Annotated in this window: 20 protein-coding genes; 6 read left to right on the top strand and 14 right to left on the bottom strand. The window is 65.2% G+C overall.

Features of this window, described 5'->3' with window-relative positions; all coding sequences use genetic code 11:
• Positions 1-57: 57 nt before the first annotated feature.
• The 4 genes from V2I30_RS03520 to V2I30_RS03505 form a co-directional block, all read right to left on the bottom strand.
• Complete coding sequence (locus V2I30_RS03520; RefSeq protein WP_330660683.1) at positions 58-1,311, bottom strand: CoA transferase; 1,254 nt, start codon at positions 1,309-1,311, stop codon at positions 58-60.
• A gap of 86 nt (positions 1,312-1,397) precedes the next feature.
• Complete coding sequence (locus V2I30_RS03515) at positions 1,398-2,600, bottom strand: acyl-CoA dehydrogenase family protein (protein WP_330660682.1); 1,203 nt, start codon at positions 2,598-2,600, stop codon at positions 1,398-1,400.
• Complete coding sequence (locus V2I30_RS03510; RefSeq protein WP_330660681.1) at positions 2,597-2,797, bottom strand: hypothetical protein; 201 nt, start codon at positions 2,795-2,797, stop codon at positions 2,597-2,599. Before V2I30_RS03510 ends, V2I30_RS03515 begins: the two co-directional genes overlap by 4 nt.
• 74 nt (positions 2,798-2,871) lie before the next feature.
• The gene (locus V2I30_RS03505; protein WP_330660680.1) at positions 2,872-3,198 is read right to left on the bottom strand and encodes a hypothetical protein; all 327 of its coding nucleotides are present in this window, start codon (positions 3,196-3,198) and stop codon (positions 2,872-2,874) included.
• A 202-nt stretch (positions 3,199-3,400) separates the two neighbouring features.
• On the opposite strand from V2I30_RS03505, the gene V2I30_RS03500 reads away from it, so the two are divergent.
• A complete protein-coding gene (locus tag V2I30_RS03500; protein WP_330660679.1) occupies positions 3,401-4,351 on the top strand; it encodes a right-handed parallel beta-helix repeat-containing protein in 951 nt (316 codons plus the stop codon).
• 63 nt (positions 4,352-4,414) lie between these two features.
• Positions 4,415-5,110, top strand: a complete 696-nt coding sequence (locus V2I30_RS03495) for a hypothetical protein (RefSeq protein WP_330660678.1) — start codon at positions 4,415-4,417, stop codon at positions 5,108-5,110.
• A gap of 20 nt (positions 5,111-5,130) precedes the next feature.
• On the opposite strand, the gene V2I30_RS03490 is transcribed toward V2I30_RS03495, so the two are convergent.
• From V2I30_RS03490 to V2I30_RS03480, 3 genes are all read right to left on the bottom strand, one after another.
• On the bottom strand, positions 5,131-5,646 hold the full coding sequence (locus tag V2I30_RS03490; RefSeq protein WP_330660677.1) for a GNAT family N-acetyltransferase: 516 nt from the start codon (positions 5,644-5,646) through the stop codon (positions 5,131-5,133).
• On the bottom strand, positions 5,643-6,650 hold the full coding sequence (ribA, locus tag V2I30_RS03485) for a GTP cyclohydrolase II (protein ID WP_330660689.1): 1,008 nt from the start codon (positions 6,648-6,650) through the stop codon (positions 5,643-5,645). The genes V2I30_RS03490 and ribA overlap by 4 nt, the downstream gene beginning before the upstream one ends.
• Before the next feature lie 95 nt (positions 6,651-6,745).
• The gene (locus tag V2I30_RS03480; protein ID WP_330660676.1) at positions 6,746-7,534 is read right to left on the bottom strand and encodes an exodeoxyribonuclease III; all 789 of its coding nucleotides are present in this window, start codon (positions 7,532-7,534) and stop codon (positions 6,746-6,748) included.
• A 110-nt stretch (positions 7,535-7,644) separates the two neighbouring features.
• Between V2I30_RS03480 and V2I30_RS03475 the strand changes: the two genes are divergently transcribed.
• A complete protein-coding gene (locus V2I30_RS03475) occupies positions 7,645-9,066 on the top strand; it encodes an alkaline phosphatase (protein ID WP_330660675.1) in 1,422 nt (473 codons plus the stop codon).
• Between the two features lie 232 nt (positions 9,067-9,298).
• On the opposite strand, the gene V2I30_RS03470 is transcribed toward V2I30_RS03475, so the two are convergent.
• The 5 genes from V2I30_RS03470 to pabB form a co-directional block, all read right to left on the bottom strand.
• Positions 9,299-9,955, bottom strand: a complete 657-nt coding sequence (locus tag V2I30_RS03470) for a LolA family protein (RefSeq protein ID WP_330660674.1) — start codon at positions 9,953-9,955, stop codon at positions 9,299-9,301.
• Between the two features lie 132 nt (positions 9,956-10,087).
• Positions 10,088-10,255, bottom strand: a complete 168-nt coding sequence (gene rpmG / locus V2I30_RS03465; protein ID WP_330660673.1) for a 50S ribosomal protein L33 — start codon at positions 10,253-10,255, stop codon at positions 10,088-10,090.
• A gap of 133 nt (positions 10,256-10,388) precedes the next feature.
• Positions 10,389-10,805, bottom strand: a complete 417-nt coding sequence (arfB, locus tag V2I30_RS03460; RefSeq protein ID WP_330660672.1) for an alternative ribosome rescue aminoacyl-tRNA hydrolase ArfB — start codon at positions 10,803-10,805, stop codon at positions 10,389-10,391.
• Complete coding sequence (locus V2I30_RS03455; RefSeq protein WP_330660671.1) at positions 10,798-11,526, bottom strand: RluA family pseudouridine synthase; 729 nt, start codon at positions 11,524-11,526, stop codon at positions 10,798-10,800. Before V2I30_RS03455 ends, arfB begins: the two co-directional genes overlap by 8 nt.
• Positions 11,523-13,364 carry an aminodeoxychorismate synthase component I gene (gene pabB, locus V2I30_RS03450; RefSeq protein WP_330660670.1) on the bottom strand — a complete coding sequence of 614 codons (1,842 nt, stop codon included), beginning with the start codon at positions 13,362-13,364 and terminating at the stop codon, positions 11,523-11,525. Before pabB ends, V2I30_RS03455 begins: the two co-directional genes overlap by 4 nt.
• A gap of 107 nt (positions 13,365-13,471) precedes the next feature.
• Here pabB and V2I30_RS03445 point away from each other — a divergent pair, with 107 nt between their 5' ends.
• Positions 13,472-15,010 carry a helicase HerA-like domain-containing protein gene (locus V2I30_RS03445; RefSeq protein WP_330660669.1) on the top strand — a complete coding sequence of 513 codons (1,539 nt, stop codon included), beginning with the start codon at positions 13,472-13,474 and terminating at the stop codon, positions 15,008-15,010.
• A 130-nt stretch (positions 15,011-15,140) separates the two neighbouring features.
• Positions 15,141-16,241, top strand: a complete 1,101-nt coding sequence (locus V2I30_RS03440; protein WP_330660668.1) for a serine hydrolase domain-containing protein — start codon at positions 15,141-15,143, stop codon at positions 16,239-16,241.
• Between the two features lie 49 nt (positions 16,242-16,290).
• Here the strand turns inward: V2I30_RS03440 and V2I30_RS03435 are convergent, their stop codons facing one another.
• Positions 16,291-16,671, bottom strand: coding sequence for a VOC family protein (locus V2I30_RS03435; RefSeq protein ID WP_330660667.1), 381 nt, complete (start codon positions 16,669-16,671; stop codon positions 16,291-16,293).
• Positions 16,672-16,753: 82 nt separating this feature from the next.
• On the bottom strand, positions 16,754-18,568 hold the full coding sequence (locus V2I30_RS03430) for an aminopeptidase P family protein (RefSeq protein WP_330660666.1): 1,815 nt from the start codon (positions 18,566-18,568) through the stop codon (positions 16,754-16,756).
• A gap of 115 nt (positions 18,569-18,683) precedes the next feature.
• Between V2I30_RS03430 and V2I30_RS03425 the strand changes: the two genes are divergently transcribed.
• Complete coding sequence (locus V2I30_RS03425; RefSeq protein WP_330660665.1) at positions 18,684-20,909, top strand: S9 family peptidase; 2,226 nt, start codon at positions 18,684-18,686, stop codon at positions 20,907-20,909.
• Positions 20,910-20,913 lie beyond the last annotated feature (4 nt).

Here is a 20,913-nt window from a genome sequence, read left to right as displayed (position 1 = left end):
GCCCACGGGCGTGCGCAGGGGCGATACGATGGCGGCTCTTCTGGTCATGCCCGTTCCTTAGCGGTTGTATACTTTGTCTTTGTCGCTGAGCGCGACGGTGCCTGCATCGATGAGCTTTCCGATCGTGCCTGAGGAAAGTCCAAGCCGCTCCGCGAGCACCTCTTCGGAATGCTGTCCGAGATAGGGCGCGGGTGAAGGGTCTGCGGCCTCACGTCCCGGCAGGTTCGCAAAGCTTCGCGTGGCGGGATATTCGAACCCGCTCGGATTGGCGGGCGAGGGGCCGAACAGCGGATTGTCCGCCACGAGGACCGGATCGTTCGCCGCCTGGTGCGCGGTGCGATAGCGCTCGAACGTACAACCCTGCGCGGCCATGCGGGTTTCGAGGGAGGCATATTCGTGGCTCCCCGCGACGTTCTGGAAGATGTCGAACAGAGCATGGCGATGCTCGAAGCGCGGACGGTCGCCGTCGGCGAAGCACACGTCTTCTTTGGCTTCGAGCTTGGAGATGGGCAGCGCAACGCCGAAGGCTTCGACCAGACCCTTCCACTGTTTCGAGGTGAGCGCGGCGACCATGAAGCGCACGCCGTCCTTGGATCGAAAATCGCGGCCGAAGGCGCCCCAGATCGCGTTGCCCAGGCGCTCGCGATCGCCGCCGCGGTAGAGCATCTCGGCCATCATGCCTGAGTTCGCGACCGTGCCGATCGCGACATCGCCCAGCGGCACGCGCACTTCGCTCCCTTCTCCGGTCGCATCGCGGTGGCGCAAGGCGGCGAGCAGGGCGAAGGCGCAATAGGCGCCCGTGATGAAGTCCCATGCGGGCAGCACCTGGTTCACCGGCGGGGCGGTTTCCATGTCCCAGTCCTCGGGCCCGCACATCAACGGGTAGCCTGATGCGGCGTTGACCGTGAAATCCATCGCCTGGCGCCCGTCATGCCAGCCCATGATGCGCACCGAGGTCATGTCCGGCGCGCCCTGCGGCTGTGCGGCTTTCATCGCATCATGGCTGAGAAAGCTCTTCTCGGGCAGATTGGTGATGCAATTGCCGGTCCGCGCGGCCAGCTCGACGCACAATTCGCGCCCCTCTCCGCTGCGCAGGTCGAGCGCGACCGACTTCTTCGCGCGGTTGAGGTTCTCCCAGCTGAGCGAGCGGCCTTCTTTCGTCAGGATGTAACGGTCGTAATCGAGCCCGCCTGCTGTGTGGTCGACCCGGATGACGTCGGCGCCCATCTGCGCGCAGTAGAGGCCGGCGGTCGGCGAGGCGACGAAGCTGGAGACTTCGATGATGCTCAAATTATTCAGTAATTGATACAATTAGTCATCCCCGCGAAAGCGGGGACCCAGAGCCGCCCGCACATCTTGCCATTCTGGGTTCCCGCTTTCGCGGAAATGACAAGGATTTAAGTGTTGGCCCGCTCCCATTCGCGCAGCATGTGCTTGGCGATCTGGAGCTGGAGGATCTGCGTCGTGCCTTCGTAGATGCGGTAGATGCGGGCATCGCGGAAGAAGCGTTCGGCATCGTATTCGGCGAGGTATCCCGCGCCGCCATAGACCTGCACCACCCGGTCCACCACGCGCCCGCACATCTCCGAAGCGAAGACTTTGAAAGCGGCGGCCTTGATAAGGATGTTCTCGCCCCGGTCAGCGCGCGCCGTGACGTCCGCCATCATGCTTTCCGCCGCATAGATTTCGATCTCGCTGTCGGCGAGCATCGCCTGGATCAGCTGGAACCGTGCGATTGGTTCGCCGAAGGCCTTGCGCTCATTGGCATATCGGATCGCTGAATCGAGCGCGCGGCGTGCATAACCGGTCGCCGCTGCGCCCACCGAGATCCGCCCATTGTCGAGGCTCTGCATGGCGAAACGGAAGCCCTTGCCGGTCTCCCCGCCTAAAAGCGCATCGCCCGGCACCTTCACATCGTCGAGTATGATATCCGAGATATGGCTCGCCGCCTGACCCATCTTCTTGTCGGGCGAGCCGGTGGAGATGCCCGGCGTGTCCATCGGCACGAGAAAGGCGCTGACATGCGCGTTCTTGGGCAGCGCATCTTTCTCGGTGCGCGCCATGATCAGAGCGACATCGGCGTGCGGGGCGTTGGTGATGTAGCGCTTGGTGCCGTTGAGCACCCAGCCATTGCCGTCAGGATCCGGCGTCGCCGTTGTCGCCATCGCGGCAGAATCGCTTCCAGATCCGGGCTCGGTAAGGCCGAAACAGGCGATCTTGCCTTCCACCAGCCTGGGATACCATTCCGCGCGCTGCGCCTCGGTCGCGCCGTTTTTCAGCGCGCTCGCAAACATCCCGACATTGATCGAGAAGATCGAACGATAGGCGGGCGCGGCATAAGCCATGATATTCACGACGCGCGCATATTGCGTCATGTTGAGGCCCGCGCCGCCATACTCTTCGGGCACCGAGAGACCGAACAGGCCCATCTCGCGCATCTCGTCGACGATTTCTTCAGGGATCTTGTCGTTTGCGATGACTTCGGCTTCCGCGGGGATCAGTCGTTCGCGCACATAGCGTTTCAGCTGCTCGGCGAACTGCTCGAACGCCTCCTCGTCCATGCCGGCGGCGAAGCGGGTTGCTGTGTCGGGGGCGTTCATTCGCTGCTCTCCGTGTCTTGCCTGTCGGGCGGCGCTTGAACGGCGGGCGCGCCGGTCGCCGGTGCGCGATCGGGGATCACCCCTTCGGGCAGGCGCTTCTCCTCGAGCATCTGCGCCGCCTCGTCGAGCGCGCGCGCTTCGCCTTCGCTGACCCCGCCAGGCCCATCGCCCGCGACCGGACCACCGCATGCGGTCAAGCAAGACGCGGCCAATGCGAGAGGCAATGCGGCCCGAACCCGGCCGCGTACAAGGAACGCCTCGCGCCGCACCCTTATTGCGGCGGGGGCGGCGGCGGGTCTTCGCCCGGATCGCCTGCCGCCTCGGCCGCAGCGGCGGCTGCGGCTGCCGCGGCGGCGACATCGGCGGCGGCATCGGCAGCCTGCTCGGTGGTCACCGGATCGGGGGCCGTGGGCTCGGGTGCGGGCGGCGGGCCGGCGACCTCGGTATCGGCGACCGGCTCTTCGTCAACCGGCTCGAGCGCCTCTTCCGCGGGCATCTCGACCGTATCGGGCATCGCTTCAGTCGATGCGTCGTCGGTGTCACCGCAGGCGGCAAGCGCCAGACTGCCGGCACCCACGATTATCGCGCATTTCCTCATGGCACTCGTTCCTCTCCTGCCGATTGTTTGTTTGCGGAGCAGAATGTAGCGGCGTCAGCCCGGTTAAGCCAAGCCTCAATTGATGCGCCGAAACGGCACATGGGCGGTTCCGGGTGCCTGTTTGCGAAGCGATGCGGCTAAGGCTGGCTGTATGCCTAACCCGTTCGCCTCGCCAATCTGCCGGAGCGCCTTTGCGACGTCGATGGTGGGCGCCGCATTCGCCGCGATCCTGACCCTCCTCGCCGCGCCCGTTGCCACGCCCGTCGCCGCGCAAAATCGCGGACCCGGCGCCTTCACCATAGCCGAAACCGGCCAGTCCTTCGCCCGGTTGCAATCGGCCCTCGATGCCATCGGCGATGGCCGCGGCACCATTCGCATCGCGCCGGGCACCTATCGCCAATGCGCGGTTCAGCGCGGCGGCGTGGTCATCTATGCCGCGCGCGAGATAGGCACCGTGACTTTCGAGGGTACGGCCTGCGAAGGCAAGGCGGCACTCGTGCTCAGGGGAATGGGTGCGGAAGTTCGTGGGCTGAATTTCGCTGGCATCTTCGTGCCGGACGGCAACGGCGCGGGTATCCGCCTCGAAGAGGGCGCGCTCAACGTCGCCTATTCCCGCTTTGCGAACAGCCAGCAGGGTATCCTTGCGGGCAATGCGCCCGAAAGCCATGTCTACATCATGCGCTCGACCTTCAGCGGGCTCGGCACCTGCGAGAACGCGGCGGGCTGCGCACATTCGATCTATGTCGGCAATTACGGGCGGCTGACGGTGCGCGACAGCCGCTTCGAACGCGGGACCGGCGGTCATTACGTCAAGTCGCGCGCGGCACAGGTCGTGATCGAGGACAACAGCTTCGACGATGCCGCCGGCCAAGGCACCAATTACATGATCGATCTGCCCGCGGGCAGCCAGGGGCTGATCGCAGGCAACTGGTTCGTCCAGGGGCGCGACAAGGAGAATTATTCCGCCTTCATCGCGCTGGGCGCCGAGGACGTGCTGCATCCGAGCGACGGACTGACCGTGATGGACAACGAAGCGCGCTTCGTCCCCGGCATTTCGCGCTCGAGCGCGTTCCTCGCCGACTGGACGGGATCGCACATCGCGCTGCGCGGAAATCGGCTCGCCGACGGTCTGGCAGGGTATCAGCGGCGCTGACCATTCAGTTGCAGGCAAGCGCCCTGCCGCTAACCCGCTCACATGTTATTGAAACGGTTCCTTATGCTGGGACTCTTGGCGGCAAGTGCGGCCGGATTCTCAATGCTTTATCCCGAAGCCGCCTGCGCCGATAGGTGGTTGCCGCCGGAAACCGATACGGTGATGTCGCGGGATGGCGGCTATCGTTTGACGATCGAGCCCGCATCGTTCGAAGGACCCGCCACGGAAGGAGACCATACGACCGACAGGGCCGTCGGTGTTCTCGAGCGTCGAAATGATGCGGACGAGTGGGAGCCGGTCTGGACGGCCAACTTGCTCAATCCGTTGGCGCCGGTAAGCGCGCTGATTGCCGACGATGGCCGCCATGTGGTGACGCTCGACAACTGGGGCGCGGTAGGGCGCGGAGACCATGTGATCGCGATCTATGGCGAGGGCGGAACCGTCATCCGGTCGTATCGGCTGGATGATCTCCTGCCCCCCGATTACATCGCGGCGTTGTCGCATTCGGTTAGTTCGACGGCCTGGCGAAACGAGGCCGCAATTTCCGAAGCGGATGATCGTCTGGTCCTCGACGTTCACGTGCCTGGCGACAGATATCCGAGCGACAGCTCGGACACCGTGACCTTCGAGATCGTTCTGGAGAGCGGGGAGATCATCGCACCGCCCGCAACGCAGTGGGCCCGGGCCCGATGCAATGCGGCGCGCGTGTTGGAGGAGCGGAGCGAAACCATCACGGTCGGCCAGCCGCATCGACCTTAGGCGCCGGCAATCGCGCTATCTTAGGAGCCGAAAGCCCGCGCGTATTTGACCTCGCCGGACGGCATTTCGCCGGCCATCGACAGCGCCTGGAAATATTCGGCCGGCGGGCCGGGATAGGTCAGACGCGGATCGTGCGCGAAGCCGAAGCGGCGGTAATATTCCGGGTCACCGAGCAGCACGATGCCTCGCGCGCCCGACACCCGCATGTCGGCGATCGCCCGTTTGACGAGCGCGCCGCCGATGCCCCGTCCTTGCAGATCGGGCGCGACCGAGACCGGGCCGAGGCCGAACCAGCCCCGCGTTCCATCGCTGATCGTGACCGGGGAAATCGCGATATGCCCCACGATCCGCACTCCATCCTCGGCCACCAGCGACAGCGCCAAATCGCCTGCCTCGCGTAGGGCCGAGATGATGCGCGGCTCATCGCCGTCGCTATGCGCCATCCCCTCGAACGCCGCCTGCGTCAACGCGAAGATCGTGTCGTCATCGCCCGCCGCTTCGGGGCGGATGGTGACGGGGATTTCCGGGCCGATCATGTCAGCAGATGTCCGTGCCGGTCGCGCTTGGTCGCGAGATAGCGCAGGTTGTGGGGGTTGTCGGGCAGCTGATGCGCGACCCGTTCGGCGATGTCTATTCCCTCATCGGCCAGCGCCTCGACCTTGGCCGGATTGTTGGTGAGGAGGCGGATGTTATGCACGCCGAGCAGATCCAGCATCCGCGCGGCGACGGGGAAATCGCGCGCCTCGTCGGGCAGGCCGAGGCGGGTGTTGGCGTCGGACGTGTCGAAGCCCTGATCCTGCAGCCGGTAGGCGCGCAGTTTGTTGACGAGTCCGATCCCGCGCCCTTCCTGGCGCAGATAGAGGAGCAGTCCCCAGCCGCCCTCTTCACGCGCATGACGGGCCATTTCGTGAAGCGCGCCGTCGAGCTGCGGCCCGCAATCGCATTTCAGGCTGCCAAGAATATCGCCGGTGAGGCATTCGGAATGCACGCGTACCAGCGGGATCCGGTCGCCCGTCTGGCGCCCGATGATCAGCGAGACATGTTCGCGCATGTCGGCGGGCGAGCGGAAGGCAACGATCTCGGCATCCTCGCTGGCGCTGACGGGAAGGCGGGCGCGCGTGACGATGCGCAGCGAGCCGGCCTGCTTGAAAGCGGCGAGGTCGTCGGCTTCGAGCGCATGCGCCTCCCCGGCATCCGCGGGGGCAGCCATGAAGGCGGGGAGAATGCCGGCGATCCGCGCGAGTTCGAGCGCGGCTTCGGCGACATCCTGCCACGCGATCGGCTCAGCGCGGAAAGGCCCTTTCAGCGGGTTGCCAAGATCGAGTGCCGGATCGGCGATGGGCAGCGCGGCGCGCAGGTCAAACGGCTCGCCGCCACGGATCAGGACTGGCGCATGCGGCCGCGCGGCGGCCAGCTGGTTGGCGAGTTTGAGCGTCGCCGAGCGCGCTGCTGAGATCAGTAGGCGTTCGCTGGTCGCGCCGCTCGCAATCGCTGTCTCGATTGGAAGCAGCAGATGCGCCGAGCCGTCTTCCCCCCTCATATTGAGCGGCCAGCCATGTCGCAGCGCGTCGACCGCCTGCGCTGCGCGCCGTTCGGGGCTGGACGCGGGGTCGGGCACAGGATCGGGTGGCCGCGTCACACGTCGAACTCGGTTAGCAGCGGGATATGGTCCGATGGCTTTTCCCAGCTGCGCGCGTCTTCGAGGACGCGATGCGCGCTTGCCTGCGCGGCCAAGGCGGGGCTCGCCCACATATGATCGAGCCGCCGCCCGCGATCGTTGCGGCGCCAGTCGGGCGAGCGATAGGACCACCAGCTGTAATAGCGCGCCGGATCGGGGATGTGCTCGCGCCCGATATCGATCCAGCCGTGCGCATCCTTGAACCGTTGCAGGCTCTCGGTCTCGACCGGCGTGTGGCTGACGACCTTGAGCAGCTGCTTGTGGCTCCACACGTCGCTTTCGAGCGGCGCGATGTTGAAATCGCCGACAATCAGCGTCGGTCGATCGACCCCGTCGGCCCACCGCGACATGCGTTCGAGGAAGTCGAGCTTCTGGCCGAATTTCGGATTGACCGTTCGGTCGGGAACGTCGCCGCCGGCGGGCACATAGACGTTCTCGATCACCATATCGCGCCCGACCACTTCGATGCCGACATGGCGCGCCTCGCCATTGTCTTGCCAGTCGCGGCGCGACACCTCGCGGATCGGCATCCGGCTGACGGTGGCGACGCCGTGATAGCCCTTTTGCCCGCTCACCGCCTGATGTTCGTAGCCCATTTCGGCCAGCGCCCTGGCCGGGAACAGATGGCTTTCGCACTTGATCTCCTGCAGGCACAGCACGTCGGGCGCTTCCTCGCGAAGATAGCGTTCGATGATCGGCAGCCGCAGGCGCGCGGAATTGATGTTCCAGGTGGCGACGGAGAGCATGGGGGGAGGATTTAGGCAGGGCCGCGGAAAAACGCCACCTCTCACTATGCCGTCATACTGATCGGCGATAGCGCACGATCGCACCGCCCGGTTTACGAGGAGAATGTCCCATGTCCCGCCCGCTCGCCCAATCGATCCTGTTCGCAGCGTTCCTGCTCGGCGGCTGTTCGCACGCCTATCGCAGCGCGCCGGTCGTCAGCGCGTCGGCTCCGGCAAGCCACGCTTCCGAAGAGAGGGCCAAGAACGTTATCCTGTTCATCGGCGACGGAATGGGCATCTCGACGATCACCGCGGCACGTATCTATGCCGGCCAAAAGCAGGGCTTGGCGGGCGAGGAATACGTCCTACCGTTCGAGACGTTCGACAATGTCGCGCTCGTCAAGACCTACAACACCAACGCCCAGGTGCCCGACAGCGCGGGCACGGCGACCGCGATGCATTCGGGCGAAAAGACGCGGATCGGCCTGCTCGGGATCGGACCGGAGGCCCCGCGCGGCGATTGCCGGGTCGGGGAGGCGTATCACTTGCCGTTGTTGGGCGAGGAGGTGAAGGACCGCGGCCTTGCTCTTGGGATCGTCAGCACGGCACGGATAACCCACGCGACCCCGGCCAGCGTCTTTGCCCGCAGCGTCGATCGCAACTGGGAAGCCGACAGCGCCATTCCCGATGACCAGAACGGGTTCGGTTGCCGCGATATCGCACGCCAGCTGGTCGAGGCCGACTGGGACGTCGCGCTCGGCGGAGGGACGGCGGCCTTCTTCGGCAGCGAACGCGGTGGGCGCCGCGTCGCGGTTGACGACGATCTGCCGGCGCGGTGGTCAGCCCGCACCGGGGGAACCTATGTCACCGATGCTTCGGCGTTGGCAGTCGCTCCAACGGATCGCCCGGTCCTCGGCCTGTTTTCGCCCAGCCACATGACCTACGTCGCCGAACGTGAGGAGGCCTCGTCCGAACCCACTTTGACCGACATGACGCGCGAGGCGATCGCGCGCCTCACAGACAATCCGGACGGGTATTACTTGATGGTCGAATCGGGCCGGATCGATCATGGCCATCATGACGGGCGTGCAGGCTATGCGCTCGAGGAGACGGTCGAATTCGCGCGCGCAATCCAATATGCGATCGACCATACGGATCCTGCGGAAACGCTGATCCTGGTCACCGCCGATCACAGCCACGTTTTCACCATCGCGGGCTATCCGCGGCGCGGCAACGACATATTGGGTCTGGTGGTTCCACCCGATGGTGAACGGGAGGTCGATGGCGAGCCCTACCTCGCAAAAGACGGTGTGCCCTATACGACGCTGAGCTATGCCAACGGCATGGGTTCGATCGCCGGCATGGATGTCCGACCGATGCCTGAAACCGGCGTCATGGCTCGCCAGCAGGCGACCATCCCGCTCGGCAGCGAGACCCATGCCGGCGAAGACGTCGCGCTCTACGCCCAGGGACCAGGCGCCCACCGCGCCCGCGGCGTGATCGAACAGAACCTGATCTACAACATCATCCGCAGCGCGTTCGGCTGGGAATAGCGTGTTCGGGAGTCCGGACACAAAAAACCCCGGTGCCGGGGGCGTTGGCACCGGGGTTCCATGTTAGCGTTCGTCACGCTTGTGCAGCACGGCGTCTTGGCGGAAAGGGCAACAGGGGGGAAACCCTGACCTCGGCCGTCCTGTAATGTATTACTAGTCGAATTCGTCTTTCACTTAAATGAACAATGCGCGAAACCGGTCGCATACATACAACTTGTTACCGGCGAACCGTTCACCCCGGGCGACGAGACGATCGGCGCGGATCGCGGAAGTCGAACGTGCTCTCCGGCACCGAGACGCCGTAGCGATGATTCGCAAGCCGGACGGTGGTGCGGTGATTCTGCGCATCGAGCGCGACCCAATGGGTCAGCTGCAGGCCGCCCGGCGCGTTCGCATTGCGCACGAAAATGAGATTGATGCGCCCGAATTCCGGCTTCTTGGGATCGCGCACATCAACGCTGATCACGTCCGGGCTGCCGGTCGGCACAAGCGTGCCGTATTGCTTCACGTCGCGGCTGGGATCGAGCAGGGCGCCAAGCGGGGAGTTCTTGATCGGCCAGCGCTCGACCTGATTGACCTCGTAATCGATCATGTAGAGCGAGCGCCCGTTGGAGACGACCAGCAGATCGGCATTCTTGCCGTAATCGAAGCGGATCTTGCCCGGCCGCTTGAGCGTCATCGTGCCCGAGGCCGATCGGCCGGCCCGGTCGGTCTGTGTGAAATCGGCGCGCATGGTCGATATACCGCGCAGGGCGGCGACCGCACGGTCGAGGCTTGCGTCGCTCGATTGCGCCATGGCGGGCGAGACGAAGGAGAGCGCCCCCACAGATGGGGACGGACCGCCCAGCGCAAGGCCGAGCGCCACTGTACCCGCGGCAGCAACAGCCATACGGACAGGACGCAAATGTTTCGAAATTTTCATGAACGCGCTCCTAGGGTGAGCGCGTTGAACCGATGCTTAATCGCGCGCTGTCCGGGGTTTAGGTAACATCCGGTCCGTCGGCACGCGAGGAGAGCCGGATCACTTGATCTTGGCTTCCTTGAACTCGACATGCTTGCGGGCAACCGGATCATATTTGCGGAACGTCATCTTTTCGGTGATGTTCCGCGGGTTCTTCCTAGTGACGTAGAAAAAGCCGGTGCCCTCGGTCGAAACGAGGCGGATCTTGACGGTTGCTGGCTTCGCCATGGCGGTTTCCTGAAAGGTGCTTGATGGGCCCCGAGGGCCGGAAATACGAAGAGCGGCACGTGCCCGGATATCGGGAGCGCCGCCGTTTCAGCGCGCGCCAATGGGCGATTCACGCGGCAAAGTCAAGCCGCGCTCACCAGTCCGACCGGCTGACCTTGCCGCGTTTCGCCTTGACCTCTCCCCGCGCCTTCTTGGCTTTCAAGCGCTTGGTCTTGCCGATCCGGTTGACGCGCGTTTTTGCACGTTTCTTCGGTTTCCTGTGCGCTTCCTCGAGCAGTTCGGAGAGCTTGTCGCGCGCCGCCTGACGGTTGGCGTCCTGCGTGCGGTGCTGGCGTGCGGAGATAAGGAGATCGCCGCTTGCGGTCAGTTTCGAGCCCGCCAGGCTCCGCAGCCGCGCGAAGACCGGCGGGGGCAGGCGCAGCGCGTAGATGTTGACCCGCAGCTGCACTTCGGTCGCAACCTTGTTGGCGTTCTGACCGCCCGGACCCGAGCCCGCGAGGAAACTCTCCTCGGCGAGCGCATGGGCGCGGGCAAGCAGCGTGTCATCCATCGGCAGGTTCGAACCCGGGCACCTCCGGGGCGCTCAGCCCGGCGCACGCAAAGTCTTCGGGGAAGGGCGCGAATGCCTGGATTGGCGGTTTGCCGGCGCGCTCGACCGCGATGGTCTCGGCATGGAGCATGGTGCGCGCAGCGCCCGTATTTTGCCCGCGCTTCGGCCCGTAGACCGGATCGCCCAGCAGCGCGCAGCCGAGCCCCTGTAGCGCATGGACCCGCAATTGATGGGTGCGGCCGGTTTCCGGACGGAAACGGATCAACGAACGCCGCCGATCTCCCTCGCTGATCACCTGCAACAGCTCCCAGTGCGAGATGGCCGGCTTGCCCTTCTTCGCCGCGATCATGCGCCAGCCCTTTTCCGCCGAACTGATCTTAGCGAGCGCCAGGTCGATCGTGCCCGTACCTTGCGCAGGCTCCATATCGAGGATCGCGAGATAGGTCTTGGCGACAAGCCGCTCCTCGAACGCCTTGTTGAACCGTTTCAAAGCCTTGGGATTGCGCGCCAGCAGCAGGCAGCCCGACGTGTCGGTGTCGAGCCGGTGGACCGGCGCGGGGCGGCGCTGAAAGCCCAGCCGCAGCGCATCGAGATAATCTTCGAGACACGGCCCGCCGCGCCGCGGGCGGTCGACGGGGAGGCCGGCAGGCTTGTCGATGACGAGCGCTTCGCCATCCTCGAACAGGATGGGAGGGGCGACGATGGAGGTCGGAGTGGTCATATCAGTTTCGCCGAAAAGAGGCCGCGCGTTGCGTTTCCCAGCTGGAAGTCACCCGCGAGATCGTCGAGCGTCAGTTCCGCTTCGCGCGCCTGACCTTTCTCGATCAGATAGGTTCTGAGCACGCCGGGGAGCAGGCCCAGCGTGGCGGGCGGGGTCAGCAGGACGTCATCCTTGCCGCGCACGAAAATATTGGTGAAACTGCCCTCGGTCACCAGCCCGTCGGCGCGCACCAGCACCGCCTCTTCGCTGCCCAGCCGCCGCGCCGCGCGCAACGCCTCTTCGTAGAACCCGCGATCGCTGGTCTTGTGCGCGAGCCGCCAGTCGGAAGGATCGAGCGGATTAGGCAGGGCGGCGCATTTGACTGGCCCATCGAAGGGCTTCGGCAGCGGCTGGGTTTCGAGCACACTGGCCCCGCTGCGCGACGCGAGCAGGCGCAGCTTGGCCGGGCGTTCGAGCTCGAAACACAGCGCCTGGATCTGGTTGCGCAGGGCATGCCGATCGAACTGGAAGCCCAACGCGGCCGCGCTTTTCTTCATGCGCTCAAGATGCAGCTCGAGCAGCGCGATGCCGTGTTCGGGGTCGAAGGCCATGGTTTCGATGAGGTCGAAACCGGGCGCGGTGTGATCGGGCGAAGAGCGGCGCACGAACCCTGCCTTTACCTCGCATTCGCGCCGTTCCTCCAACGCATCGCTGTCGGCGACGATGGCCGAGCCGACGCCGAGCACCGCCGTGCCGTGGCCGTTCTCGCTCGGCGTCAGGCGCAGCGTGCGGATCGCGACGTTGAATGCGGCCGTATTGTCTTGCCCGATCCGCCCGATGGCGCCGCAATAAGCGCCGCGCGCGTCGCGTTCGACCTTGGCAATCAGCTCCATCGCGCGAATCTTGGGCGCGCCAGTGATCGAGCCGCAGGGGAACAGCGCGCGCACCAGCTCCATCGCGCCGTAATCCTCGGCGAGCCGCGCGCGCACGACCGAGACCATCTGGTGGACGGTCGGATAGGTTTCGACCGCGAAGGGCGCTTCGACTCGCACACTGCCGGGTTCGGCGACGCGGGCGAGATCGTTGCGCATCAGATCGACGATCATCAGGTTCTCGGCCTTGTCCTTGACCGAGGTGGCGAGCTCGCCGCGCAGTGCCTCGTCCGCCGCCGCATCGCCGCCGCGGGGGCGAGTGCCCTTCATCGGCTTCGCCTTGGCCTCGCCGGTTTCGTCCGATGCGACGAACAATTCGGGCGAGAAGCTGAGCAGCCAATGCGACCCGTCGAACACCATCCCGCCATAGCCGGCAGCCGCGCTGTCCCTCAGCGCGGCGTAGAGCGCCACCGGATCGCCGCGATAGGCGCCGGCGAGCGGGTAGGTGAGGTTCGCCTGATAGATGTCGCCCGCGCGGATCGCCTCTTCCAGCGTTTCGAAAGCGCGCGCATAGCCGCCGGCCGAAAGCTGCGGTTCGAGCGGTCCGATCGCGGGCGCCGGCGTCGGCTCGCCACCGGCAGCGCGCAAGGCGAGCCATGTGGGAACCTCACCAGCGGCGATCCGCCGGGGCGCATCGAACAGGCCCAGCCAGACGAGCGGCCCGTGCGCCCCCGTGCGCGCGGCGGCCAGCGGCGCAAGGCGCGGCTCAAGCGCCAGCCCCGCCTCGTAGGCGATGAACCCGGCGAGCTCTCCACCCGCCTGCCGCGCCGTCTCGGCCTCCTCCAGCACGTGCGCCACCTCGTCCGCCCGGTGGGCGACGAAGACCTCGCGCGGACCTTCGTATAGCAGCGCGTCCGCCGCCCCCTCGCCCGGGGTGCGCGCATCATCGAGAAGGACGAAACATTCGGGCGGTGCTGGCTGACCCATCGCCCCTGCCCTTAGGGTCCTGCCCGCGCCAAGTCGATAGGTTGACCGCCGCGCCGCACGCCGCCACACCTCCGGCGGGCGCGAAATAGTAAGGAACCGGCGCGGCGATGAACGACATCTTTCTCGGCCTGGGCGGCGATGGCGAGGATCAGCATCTGGCCCTGTCACGGGCCAACCGCCACGGCCTGATCGCGGGCGCGACCGGCACCGGAAAGACCGTGACGCTTCAAGGGCTTGCCGAAAGCTTTTCCGCCCGCGGCGTTCCGGTCTTCGTCGCCGATGTGAAGGGCGACCTTTCCGGCGTCGCCATGCCCGGCTCGCCGACCTTCAAACATGCTGACAAGCTCGAGGAACGCGCCCGCGAACTGGGCATGGACGACTACGCCTATTCGGACAATCCGGTGATCTTCTGGGATCTTTACGGCGAACAGGGCCACCCGGTGCGCACCACGGTGAGCGAGATGGGGCCACTGCTGCTCGCGCGCCTGCTCGATCTCAACGAAACGCAGGAGGGCGTCTTACAGATCGTCTTTCGTCATGCCGACGAGGAAGGGTTGTTGCTGCTCGATTTCGCCGATCTACAGGCGATGCTGCAATGGGCGAGCGCGAATGCGAAGGAACTTTCGGGCACATACGGCAATGTCTCCAAAGCCTCGGTCGGGGCGATCCAGCGCCAGCTCCTGAGCTTCGAGGCGCAGGGGGCGGACCATTTCTTCGGCGAGCCCGCATTGGAGATCGACGATTTCCTGCGCACCGACGAGCAGGGGCGCGGTTTTGTCAATGTGCTCGCCGCTGACCGGCTGATGCGCTCACCCAAGCTATATGCGACCTTCCTGCTGTGGCTTCTGGCCGAGCTGTTCGAAAGCCTGCCCGAGGTCGGCGATCCGGAAAAGCCGGTGCTCGTCTTCTTCTTCGACGAGGCGCACCTTCTCTTCGACGATGCGCCCGATGCCTTGCAGGAGAAGATCGAGCAGGTCGTGCGGCTGATCCGCTCCAAGGGTGTGGGCGTGTTCTTCGTGACGCAGAACCCGATCGACATTCCCGAGGATGTCGCGGGCCAGCTCGGCAACCGCGTGCAGCATGCGTTGCGCGCCTTCACCAAGCGCGATCAGCGCGCGATCAAAGCGGCGGCGGAAACCTTTCGCATCAACGAGAAACTCGACGTCGAGGAAGCGATTACGCAGCTGCGCGTAGGCGAGGCGCTGGTGTCGACGTTGGACGAAGAAGGCGCGCCGAGCGTCGTCCAGCGCACACTTATCAAGCCGCCGCGCTCGCGGCTCGGCCCGGTGACGAAGAAGGAGCGCGCGATCATCCAGTCGGTCAGCCCGCTCGATGGGAAGTATGACGAGGAGGTCGATCGCGAAAGCGCCGCGGAAGTGCTCGCGCAGAAGGCTGCCGATGCCGCTGCGACCGCACAGGAAGTCGAAAGCAAGGGCGTCGAAGAGGTGCGCAAGGAACCGCGCAAGTCGACGAGCCTGTGGGGGATCGATTTCGGCAAGGCGGGGAAGAGCGCGGTTAAGGCGGCCACGGGTTCGCTGACCTTGATCGCGGTGGCGACGGCACTGGGCCGGAAGTCGCGGGCCGACCCGGTGCGCACGGGCGCGAATGCCTTCGTGCGCAATATTATCGGCGGGTTGATGCGCTAGGACGGTGGTGATGTTGCGATCTTTTTCCCTTGCTGCCGTGGCGGCGTTGACCCTCGCTGGATGCGCCGGCATCGAGACCGAACCGATGCCACCTTCCGCTGCTTCATCCCCCGCCGAGTCGGCACGTGTCGTGGTTGCCTTCGATCGCGAAACCATCACGCCGCTGATCGTCGAAGGCGTTGCCGATCGCAGCACGGGCCGCGCGGTCGAAGCCAACGATCCGGTTCGCATCGCCAGCATCTCGAAGCTCGTCATGGCGCTCGCGGCATTGCGGCTCGAGCAGGAGGGGAAGGTCGATCTCGACGCGGACATATCGCGCTATCTTGGCTATCCGGTCCGCGCCCCGGGCTTTCCCGACACATCCGTGACATTGCATCAGTTGCTGTCGCACCGCTCCGGCCTTCGCGACCGGGCGGGCTACGTCATTCCGCTGGGCGAGAGCCTGCGCGAAAAGCTCGCCGATCCGGACGCCTGGTATGACGATGCTCCGCCGGGCGAGGCGCCGTTCGCCTATGCCAATCTCGGCTCTCCGGTCGTCGCCACCGTCCTTGAGGCGGCGAGCGGCGAGCGCTTCGATGCGCTGCTCGAACGGCTGGTCTTCGAACCGCTCGGCATCGATGCTTGCGCCAACTGGATCGGGTGTTCGCCCGAAACCGTGGCTCGCGCGGTCGTGCTTTATCGCGATACCGGCGACATCGCGCGCGACGACGCAAGCGGCCTGCCGCCCAATTGCACGATTCCCGTCGCGGAGGGCGTGCGATGCGACCTTTCGGGCTATGTGCCGGGCAGCAATGCCTCGGTCTTCAGCCCGCAGGGCGGGGTGCGCATGGGGATGGTGGACCTGGCAAAGATCGGACAGGCGCTGGTCAGCGAAGGCGCCGGCCTGATCGCGCCCGAAGCTTTGAACGCCGCGCTCGCATCGGCCCGTCCTGCGGTCCAGGGGCAGGAGTTTTTCTGCGGCTACGGCCTGCATTTCCAGATGCTCGAGGCACCCGGGCGCCCCTGCTTGGATGGGCTGTTCGAGGACGGTCGCGCGCGTTTCGGCCATGCGGGTGAGGCTTACGGACTGCGCTCGGGCCTGTGGTTCGATCCGGTGAGCGGGACGGGCCTTGCCTATTTCATCACCGCCGTTCCCCCGCGCCAGAGCGCCGAGGACGAAGGCGGCTTCGACCCGCGCGAAATCGCCCTGGTCCAACGCGCGCAGGCGATGTGGGCGGACGGGTATCGCTAGTCGGTCTCGCTTACCGAAGAGCGATACCCGGCCCGCCGCCTCCGGCGTGTTAGGCAGGCTTGACCATGCAAAAGACGTTCAGCTTGTTGCCGTCCGGGTCGCGGAAATAGGCGGCATGGAAGCCGTCTTCGCCGCGCGGACCGGGAGCGCCCTCATCGCTCCCGCCGTGAGCAAGCGCGGTATCGTAGACCGCCTTGACCGTTTCCGGGGTCTCGACCTGCAGGGCCACCATCGTGCCGTTACCGGCGGTCGCCTTCTCGCCATCGAACGGCTTGGTCGCGGCGATGCCGGGCGCGCCGCCCGCCTCGCCCCAACCGATGAAGGTTTCGAACTCCATCATCCGCCCAACGCCGAAATGTGTGGCGATCGCATCGTAGAATGCTGCCGCACGGGGCAGGTCGTTGGTGCCAAGCGTAACGTAGCCGATCATTTGCAATCTCCCTCATGCGACTCGTGAAGGGGAGAACATTACAAGAACATCGGCATCGAGGCAATCGCCCCGGCCGCTGCGATCAGAGCGGTCGGGTCTCCCGCTCGACCCAGTCGCGATCCTCGCCTTCGAGCTGTGGTGCGAGCAGCTCGCGCACGCGAGCGTGATAGGCGTCGAGCCAGGCGATTTCCGCAGGCATCAGCAGCTCCTTGGCGATCAACCGGCGGTCGATCGGCACGAAGGTGAGAGGTTCGAAACCGAGATAGCGCCCTTCCGCGCCGTCGATTTCCTTTTCGACCGTCAGTACCAGATTCTCGATCCGGATGCCGAATGCGCCCGGCTTGTAATAGCCCGGCTCGTTCGAGAGGATCATGCCGGCATGCAGTTCCTGCGCCGTGCCCGCCTGCCCGCCGCCCGGTTTGGCAATGCGCTGTGGCCCTTCGTGAACGCCGAGGAAACTGCCCACGCCATGCCCGGTCCCATGGCCGTAATCGACGCCTGCTTCCCACAGATATTGCCGCGCGAGCGCATCGATTTGGCCGCCGCTGGTCCCCTGCGGAAAGACCGCGCGGTCGATCTGGATATGGCCCTTGAGAACGCGCGTGAAGCGGTCCTTCATCTCCGCGGTGGGTTCGCTGCCTTCGGGCGTGTCGATCCAGACGGTGCGGGTGATATCGGTGGTGCCGGTGGGATATTGCCCACCCGAATCCACCAAGTAGATCGAGCCGGGGGGGATCGGGATATTGCTGTCCTCGTCGACGCGGTAATGCGGCAGGGCACCATGGCCGGCGGCTGCGGAAATCGTGTCGAAGCTGGTATCGCGCAGATCGCCGTGCGCGCGCCGGAATTCGAGCAGCTTCGCCGCCGCGCCAAGCTCGTCGACCTCGCCCGAAGGCGCGGTTTCCTCCAGCCAGCGCAGGAAGCGCGCGACCGCGGCGCCGTCGCGGGCCTGCGCGTCGCGATGACCGCTAATCTCCGCCGGGTTCTTGATGGCCTTGGCCAGAATGGTGGGGTCGCGGCGCAGGCTGACTTCGGCCCCGCCCCGGCGCAGCGTCTGCGCGATCGCGGCGACGCCGAAATCGGGATCGACGCTGACCTGCTTGCCCTCCATCGCGCCCAGCGCCACCTCGAAGGCATCGCGATCGCGGATGGTGACGGCATTGCCGAGATGCTGGGTGAGTTCGGGCGTGACCTTTTCGGGCGCCATGAACAATTCAGCGGTGCCGTCAGCATGGGCGATCACGTAGGACAGGGCGACCGGCGTATGCGCAACGTCGGAGCCGCGGATATTGAGCAGCCATGCGACCGAGTCGAGTGCCGGCACCACCACCGCATCGAGGCCTTCCTTGGTAAGCCATTCCGCGACTTCGCCGCGCTTTTCCGCGGAAGATTGCCCGGCCAGATCCTCGGTATGGATCAGAGCCTGCGCGCCCGAGGGTTCGGGCCGATCCGCCCAGACCGCATCGATCGGGTTGGACGAAGCAGCAACGATCTCGATGCCGCGCCCCTTCACTTCCCGTTCGAGCGCATCGACCCATCGCGCGGTGTGCAGCCAGGGATCGTAGGCGATCCGCGCGCCGTCAGCGCACACCTCGCCGAACCACTCGCCGAGCTTATCGCCCGGAATGCTGCGGTAATCGAAAAGGCTTTCGTCCACCTGCTCGCGCACCTGGACGGTGTAGCGCCCGTCGACGAAGATCGCGGCGTGGGTCAACGTCACCGCGGCGAAGCCCGCCGACCCACCGAAACCGGTCAGCCATTGCAGCCGCTGCGCATAATCGCCGACATATTCGCTCATATGCTCATCGGAGATAGGCACGACGAAGCCGTCGAGATCGCGGCGTTTCAATTCTTCGCGCAGGGCCTTCAGGCGCGCATCGTGGGTTTGCATCAGCATGTCGTCATATCCCGCATTGTCCGCCGCGCTCTCTTGCCGCGGCGGATGGAAACCTTATCAAGCCAACATAGGCCGCCCGGCGGCCGCATGCCACCCGCGAAGGAGCGCCCGCGCCATGTCCCGCCATCGCAATGTCATTCTTGCCTGCGCGCTCGCGCTCGGGCTCGCCGGGACCACCGCCGCCTTCGCAGACAACCAGGAAAGCCCCGAATTGCCCACATCCCCTCCGATCGCCGAGAAGCGCGAGCACAGCTACACCCATCACGGCATCACCATCGCCGATCCCTATGACTGGCTTTACGACAAGTCCTATCCCGAGATCGAAGACGAGGACGTGCTCACCTACCTCAAGGCGGAGAATGCCTGGTTCGAGGCGCAGATGGCGCCGCACGAAGCGCTGACCGAAAACCTGTTCAAGGAGATGCGCGCACGGATCAAGGAAGACGATGCGACCGTGCCGCAGCGCCGCGGCGGTTGGCTCTACTGGTCGCAGTTCGAGGAAGGCGCACAATACCGCCAGCATTATCGCAAGCCGGTCGAGGGTGGCGAGGAAGAGCTGATCCTCGACGAGAATACATTGGCCGAGGGCCACGAATATTACCGCCTGGGCGCGACTACGGTCAGCAAAGATGGAACGATCCTTGCCTATTCCTACGACGACAGCGGAGCGGAGAGGTATCGCGTCCGTTTCAAATGTCTCGGCGATGGCATGCCCATCGGCGACGAGATCTGCGATGTCCGCGCCCCTTGGGGCGAAGATGCGATCGAAGGTACGATGGGCAACCTCGTCTTCACCCCCGACGGCACCCGACTGATCTATGGCAAGGTGAACGACAACTGGCGCGTCGACCGTTTGATGGTTCATCGGCTCGGCACCGCCCAGTCGGAAGATGAGACTGTCTATGCCGAAAGCGACGCGTCCTTCCAGGTCGGTGCGAGCCTATCTGCCCAGGAAGACTATCTTCTTATCTCTACCGGCGACAACGAGACGAGCGAGGTGCGCTTCGTCTCGGCAGATGATCCGACGGGTGCGCAGACGCTGATCCGCGCACGCGAGAAAGGCGTCGAATATGCCGCCGATATCCGCGAGGGCGAGGTCTGGGTGTGGACCAATGACGATCACGTCAATTTCCGCCTCGCCAAGGCCGATCTGGCCGCGCCGGGCGACTGGAACACGGTCATCGAAGGCTCGAACGAATTCTACCTCACCGATTTCGAGCTGTTCGAGGACTTTTTCGTAACCGAGGGGCGGCTGGATGGCCTCGATCAGGTGCAGATCCGCCGCTACGATGCGCCGGGCAGCGCGCAGGCCATTGCCTTCCCCGAAGCGAGCTACAATGCCGGCCTGTCGAACAATCCCGAATACGATCAGGACGTTTTGCGGCTTTCCTATGAGAGCATGGTGACGCCCGATTCGGTCTACGATTATCACGTCGCCACCGGCGCGCTCGAACTGCTCAAGCAGCGGGAGATCCCCAGCGGCTACGACGCCGGGCAATACATCACCGAGCGCGTGTCGATCGAGGCGCGCGACGGGACGATGATCCCGATCAGCATCGTCATGCGCAAGGACCGCGCGAAGATTCTGGAAGAGGCCGGTATTGAGGGGCCGGGGCCGCTCCATCTCTATGCCTATGGCGCCTATGGCTATGCGATCCCGCCCGGCTTTTCGACGACGCGGCTCAGCCTGGTCGATCGCGGTTTCGCCTATGCCATCGCGCATATTCGCGGCGGGGACGATCTCGGCCGGCGCTGGTATCTGCAAGGCAAGCTGTTCGAGCGCACCAACACCTTCAACGATTTCGTCGATGCGGGTCGCGGGCTGATCGCGAAAGGCTACACCGCAGAAGGTATGGTCACCGCGAGCGGCGGCTCGGCGGGCGGCGAGCTGATGGGGGCGATCGTCAACCAGGACCCGTCGCAATATGGCGCTATCGTCGCGCATGTGCCCTTCGTCGATGTGCTGAACACGATGCTCAATGAGGATCTCCCGCTGACGCCGGGCGAGTGGCAGGAATGGGGCAACCCCATCCTCGACAAGGCGGCTTTTGCCTACATCCTCTCCTATTCGCCCTACGACCAGGTGAAGGCGCAGGACTATCCGCCCATGCTGGTGACCGCCGGGCTGAACGACCCGCGCGTCACCTATTGGGAGCCTGCCAAGTGGGTCGCGAAATTGCGCGATACCAGGACCGACGACAATACCCTGCTGCTCAAGACTAATATGGGCGCAGGACATGGCGGGCAGTCGGGCCGCTGGAATTCCCTGCGCGAGACGGCGGAGGAATTTGCCTTCATCCTGTGGCAGATGGGGATGGCGCCGAAAGCGAGCGGCAGTTGATCGG

The sequence above is a fragment of the Erythrobacter sp. genome, assembly GCF_036351135.1.
In the GTDB taxonomy this organism is placed as follows: domain Bacteria; phylum Pseudomonadota; class Alphaproteobacteria; order Sphingomonadales; family Sphingomonadaceae; genus Erythrobacter.
This window is presented reverse-complemented; position numbering and strand designations above follow the sequence as displayed.

Excerpts from the sequence above, each read along its gene's own strand:
- V2I30_RS03515 (WP_330660682.1), bottom strand. The coding sequence starts at position 2,600 with ATGAACGCCCCCGACACAGCAACCCGCTTCGCCGCCGGCATGGACGAG.
- V2I30_RS03505 (WP_330660680.1), bottom strand. The coding sequence starts at position 3,198 with ATGAGGAAATGCGCGATAATCGTGGGTGCCGGCAGTCTGGCGCTTGCC.
- V2I30_RS03500 (WP_330660679.1), top strand. The coding sequence starts at position 3,401 with ATGGTGGGCGCCGCATTCGCCGCGATCCTGACCCTCCTCGCCGCGCCC.
- V2I30_RS03495 (WP_330660678.1), top strand. The coding sequence starts at position 4,415 with ATGCTGGGACTCTTGGCGGCAAGTGCGGCCGGATTCTCAATGCTTTAT.
- V2I30_RS03490 (WP_330660677.1), bottom strand. The coding sequence starts at position 5,646 with ATGATCGGCCCGGAAATCCCCGTCACCATCCGCCCCGAAGCGGCGGGC.
- ribA (WP_330660689.1), bottom strand. The coding sequence starts at position 6,650 with ATGAGGGGGGAAGACGGCTCGGCGCATCTGCTGCTTCCAATCGAGACA.
- V2I30_RS03480 (WP_330660676.1), bottom strand. The coding sequence starts at position 7,534 with ATGCTCTCCGTCGCCACCTGGAACATCAATTCCGCGCGCCTGCGGCTG.
- V2I30_RS03475 (WP_330660675.1), top strand. The coding sequence starts at position 7,645 with ATGTCCCGCCCGCTCGCCCAATCGATCCTGTTCGCAGCGTTCCTGCTC.
- V2I30_RS03470 (WP_330660674.1), bottom strand. The coding sequence starts at position 9,955 with ATGGCTGTTGCTGCCGCGGGTACAGTGGCGCTCGGCCTTGCGCTGGGC.
- rpmG (WP_330660673.1), bottom strand. The coding sequence starts at position 10,255 with ATGGCGAAGCCAGCAACCGTCAAGATCCGCCTCGTTTCGACCGAGGGC.
- arfB (WP_330660672.1), bottom strand. The coding sequence starts at position 10,805 with ATGGATGACACGCTGCTTGCCCGCGCCCATGCGCTCGCCGAGGAGAGT.
- V2I30_RS03455 (WP_330660671.1), bottom strand. The coding sequence starts at position 11,526 with ATGACCACTCCGACCTCCATCGTCGCCCCTCCCATCCTGTTCGAGGAT.
- pabB (WP_330660670.1), bottom strand. The coding sequence starts at position 13,364 with ATGGGTCAGCCAGCACCGCCCGAATGTTTCGTCCTTCTCGATGATGCG.
- V2I30_RS03445 (WP_330660669.1), top strand. The coding sequence starts at position 13,472 with ATGAACGACATCTTTCTCGGCCTGGGCGGCGATGGCGAGGATCAGCAT.
- V2I30_RS03435 (WP_330660667.1), bottom strand. The coding sequence starts at position 16,671 with ATGATCGGCTACGTTACGCTTGGCACCAACGACCTGCCCCGTGCGGCA.
- V2I30_RS03430 (WP_330660666.1), bottom strand. The coding sequence starts at position 18,568 with ATGCTGATGCAAACCCACGATGCGCGCCTGAAGGCCCTGCGCGAAGAA.
- V2I30_RS03425 (WP_330660665.1), top strand. The coding sequence starts at position 18,684 with ATGTCCCGCCATCGCAATGTCATTCTTGCCTGCGCGCTCGCGCTCGGG.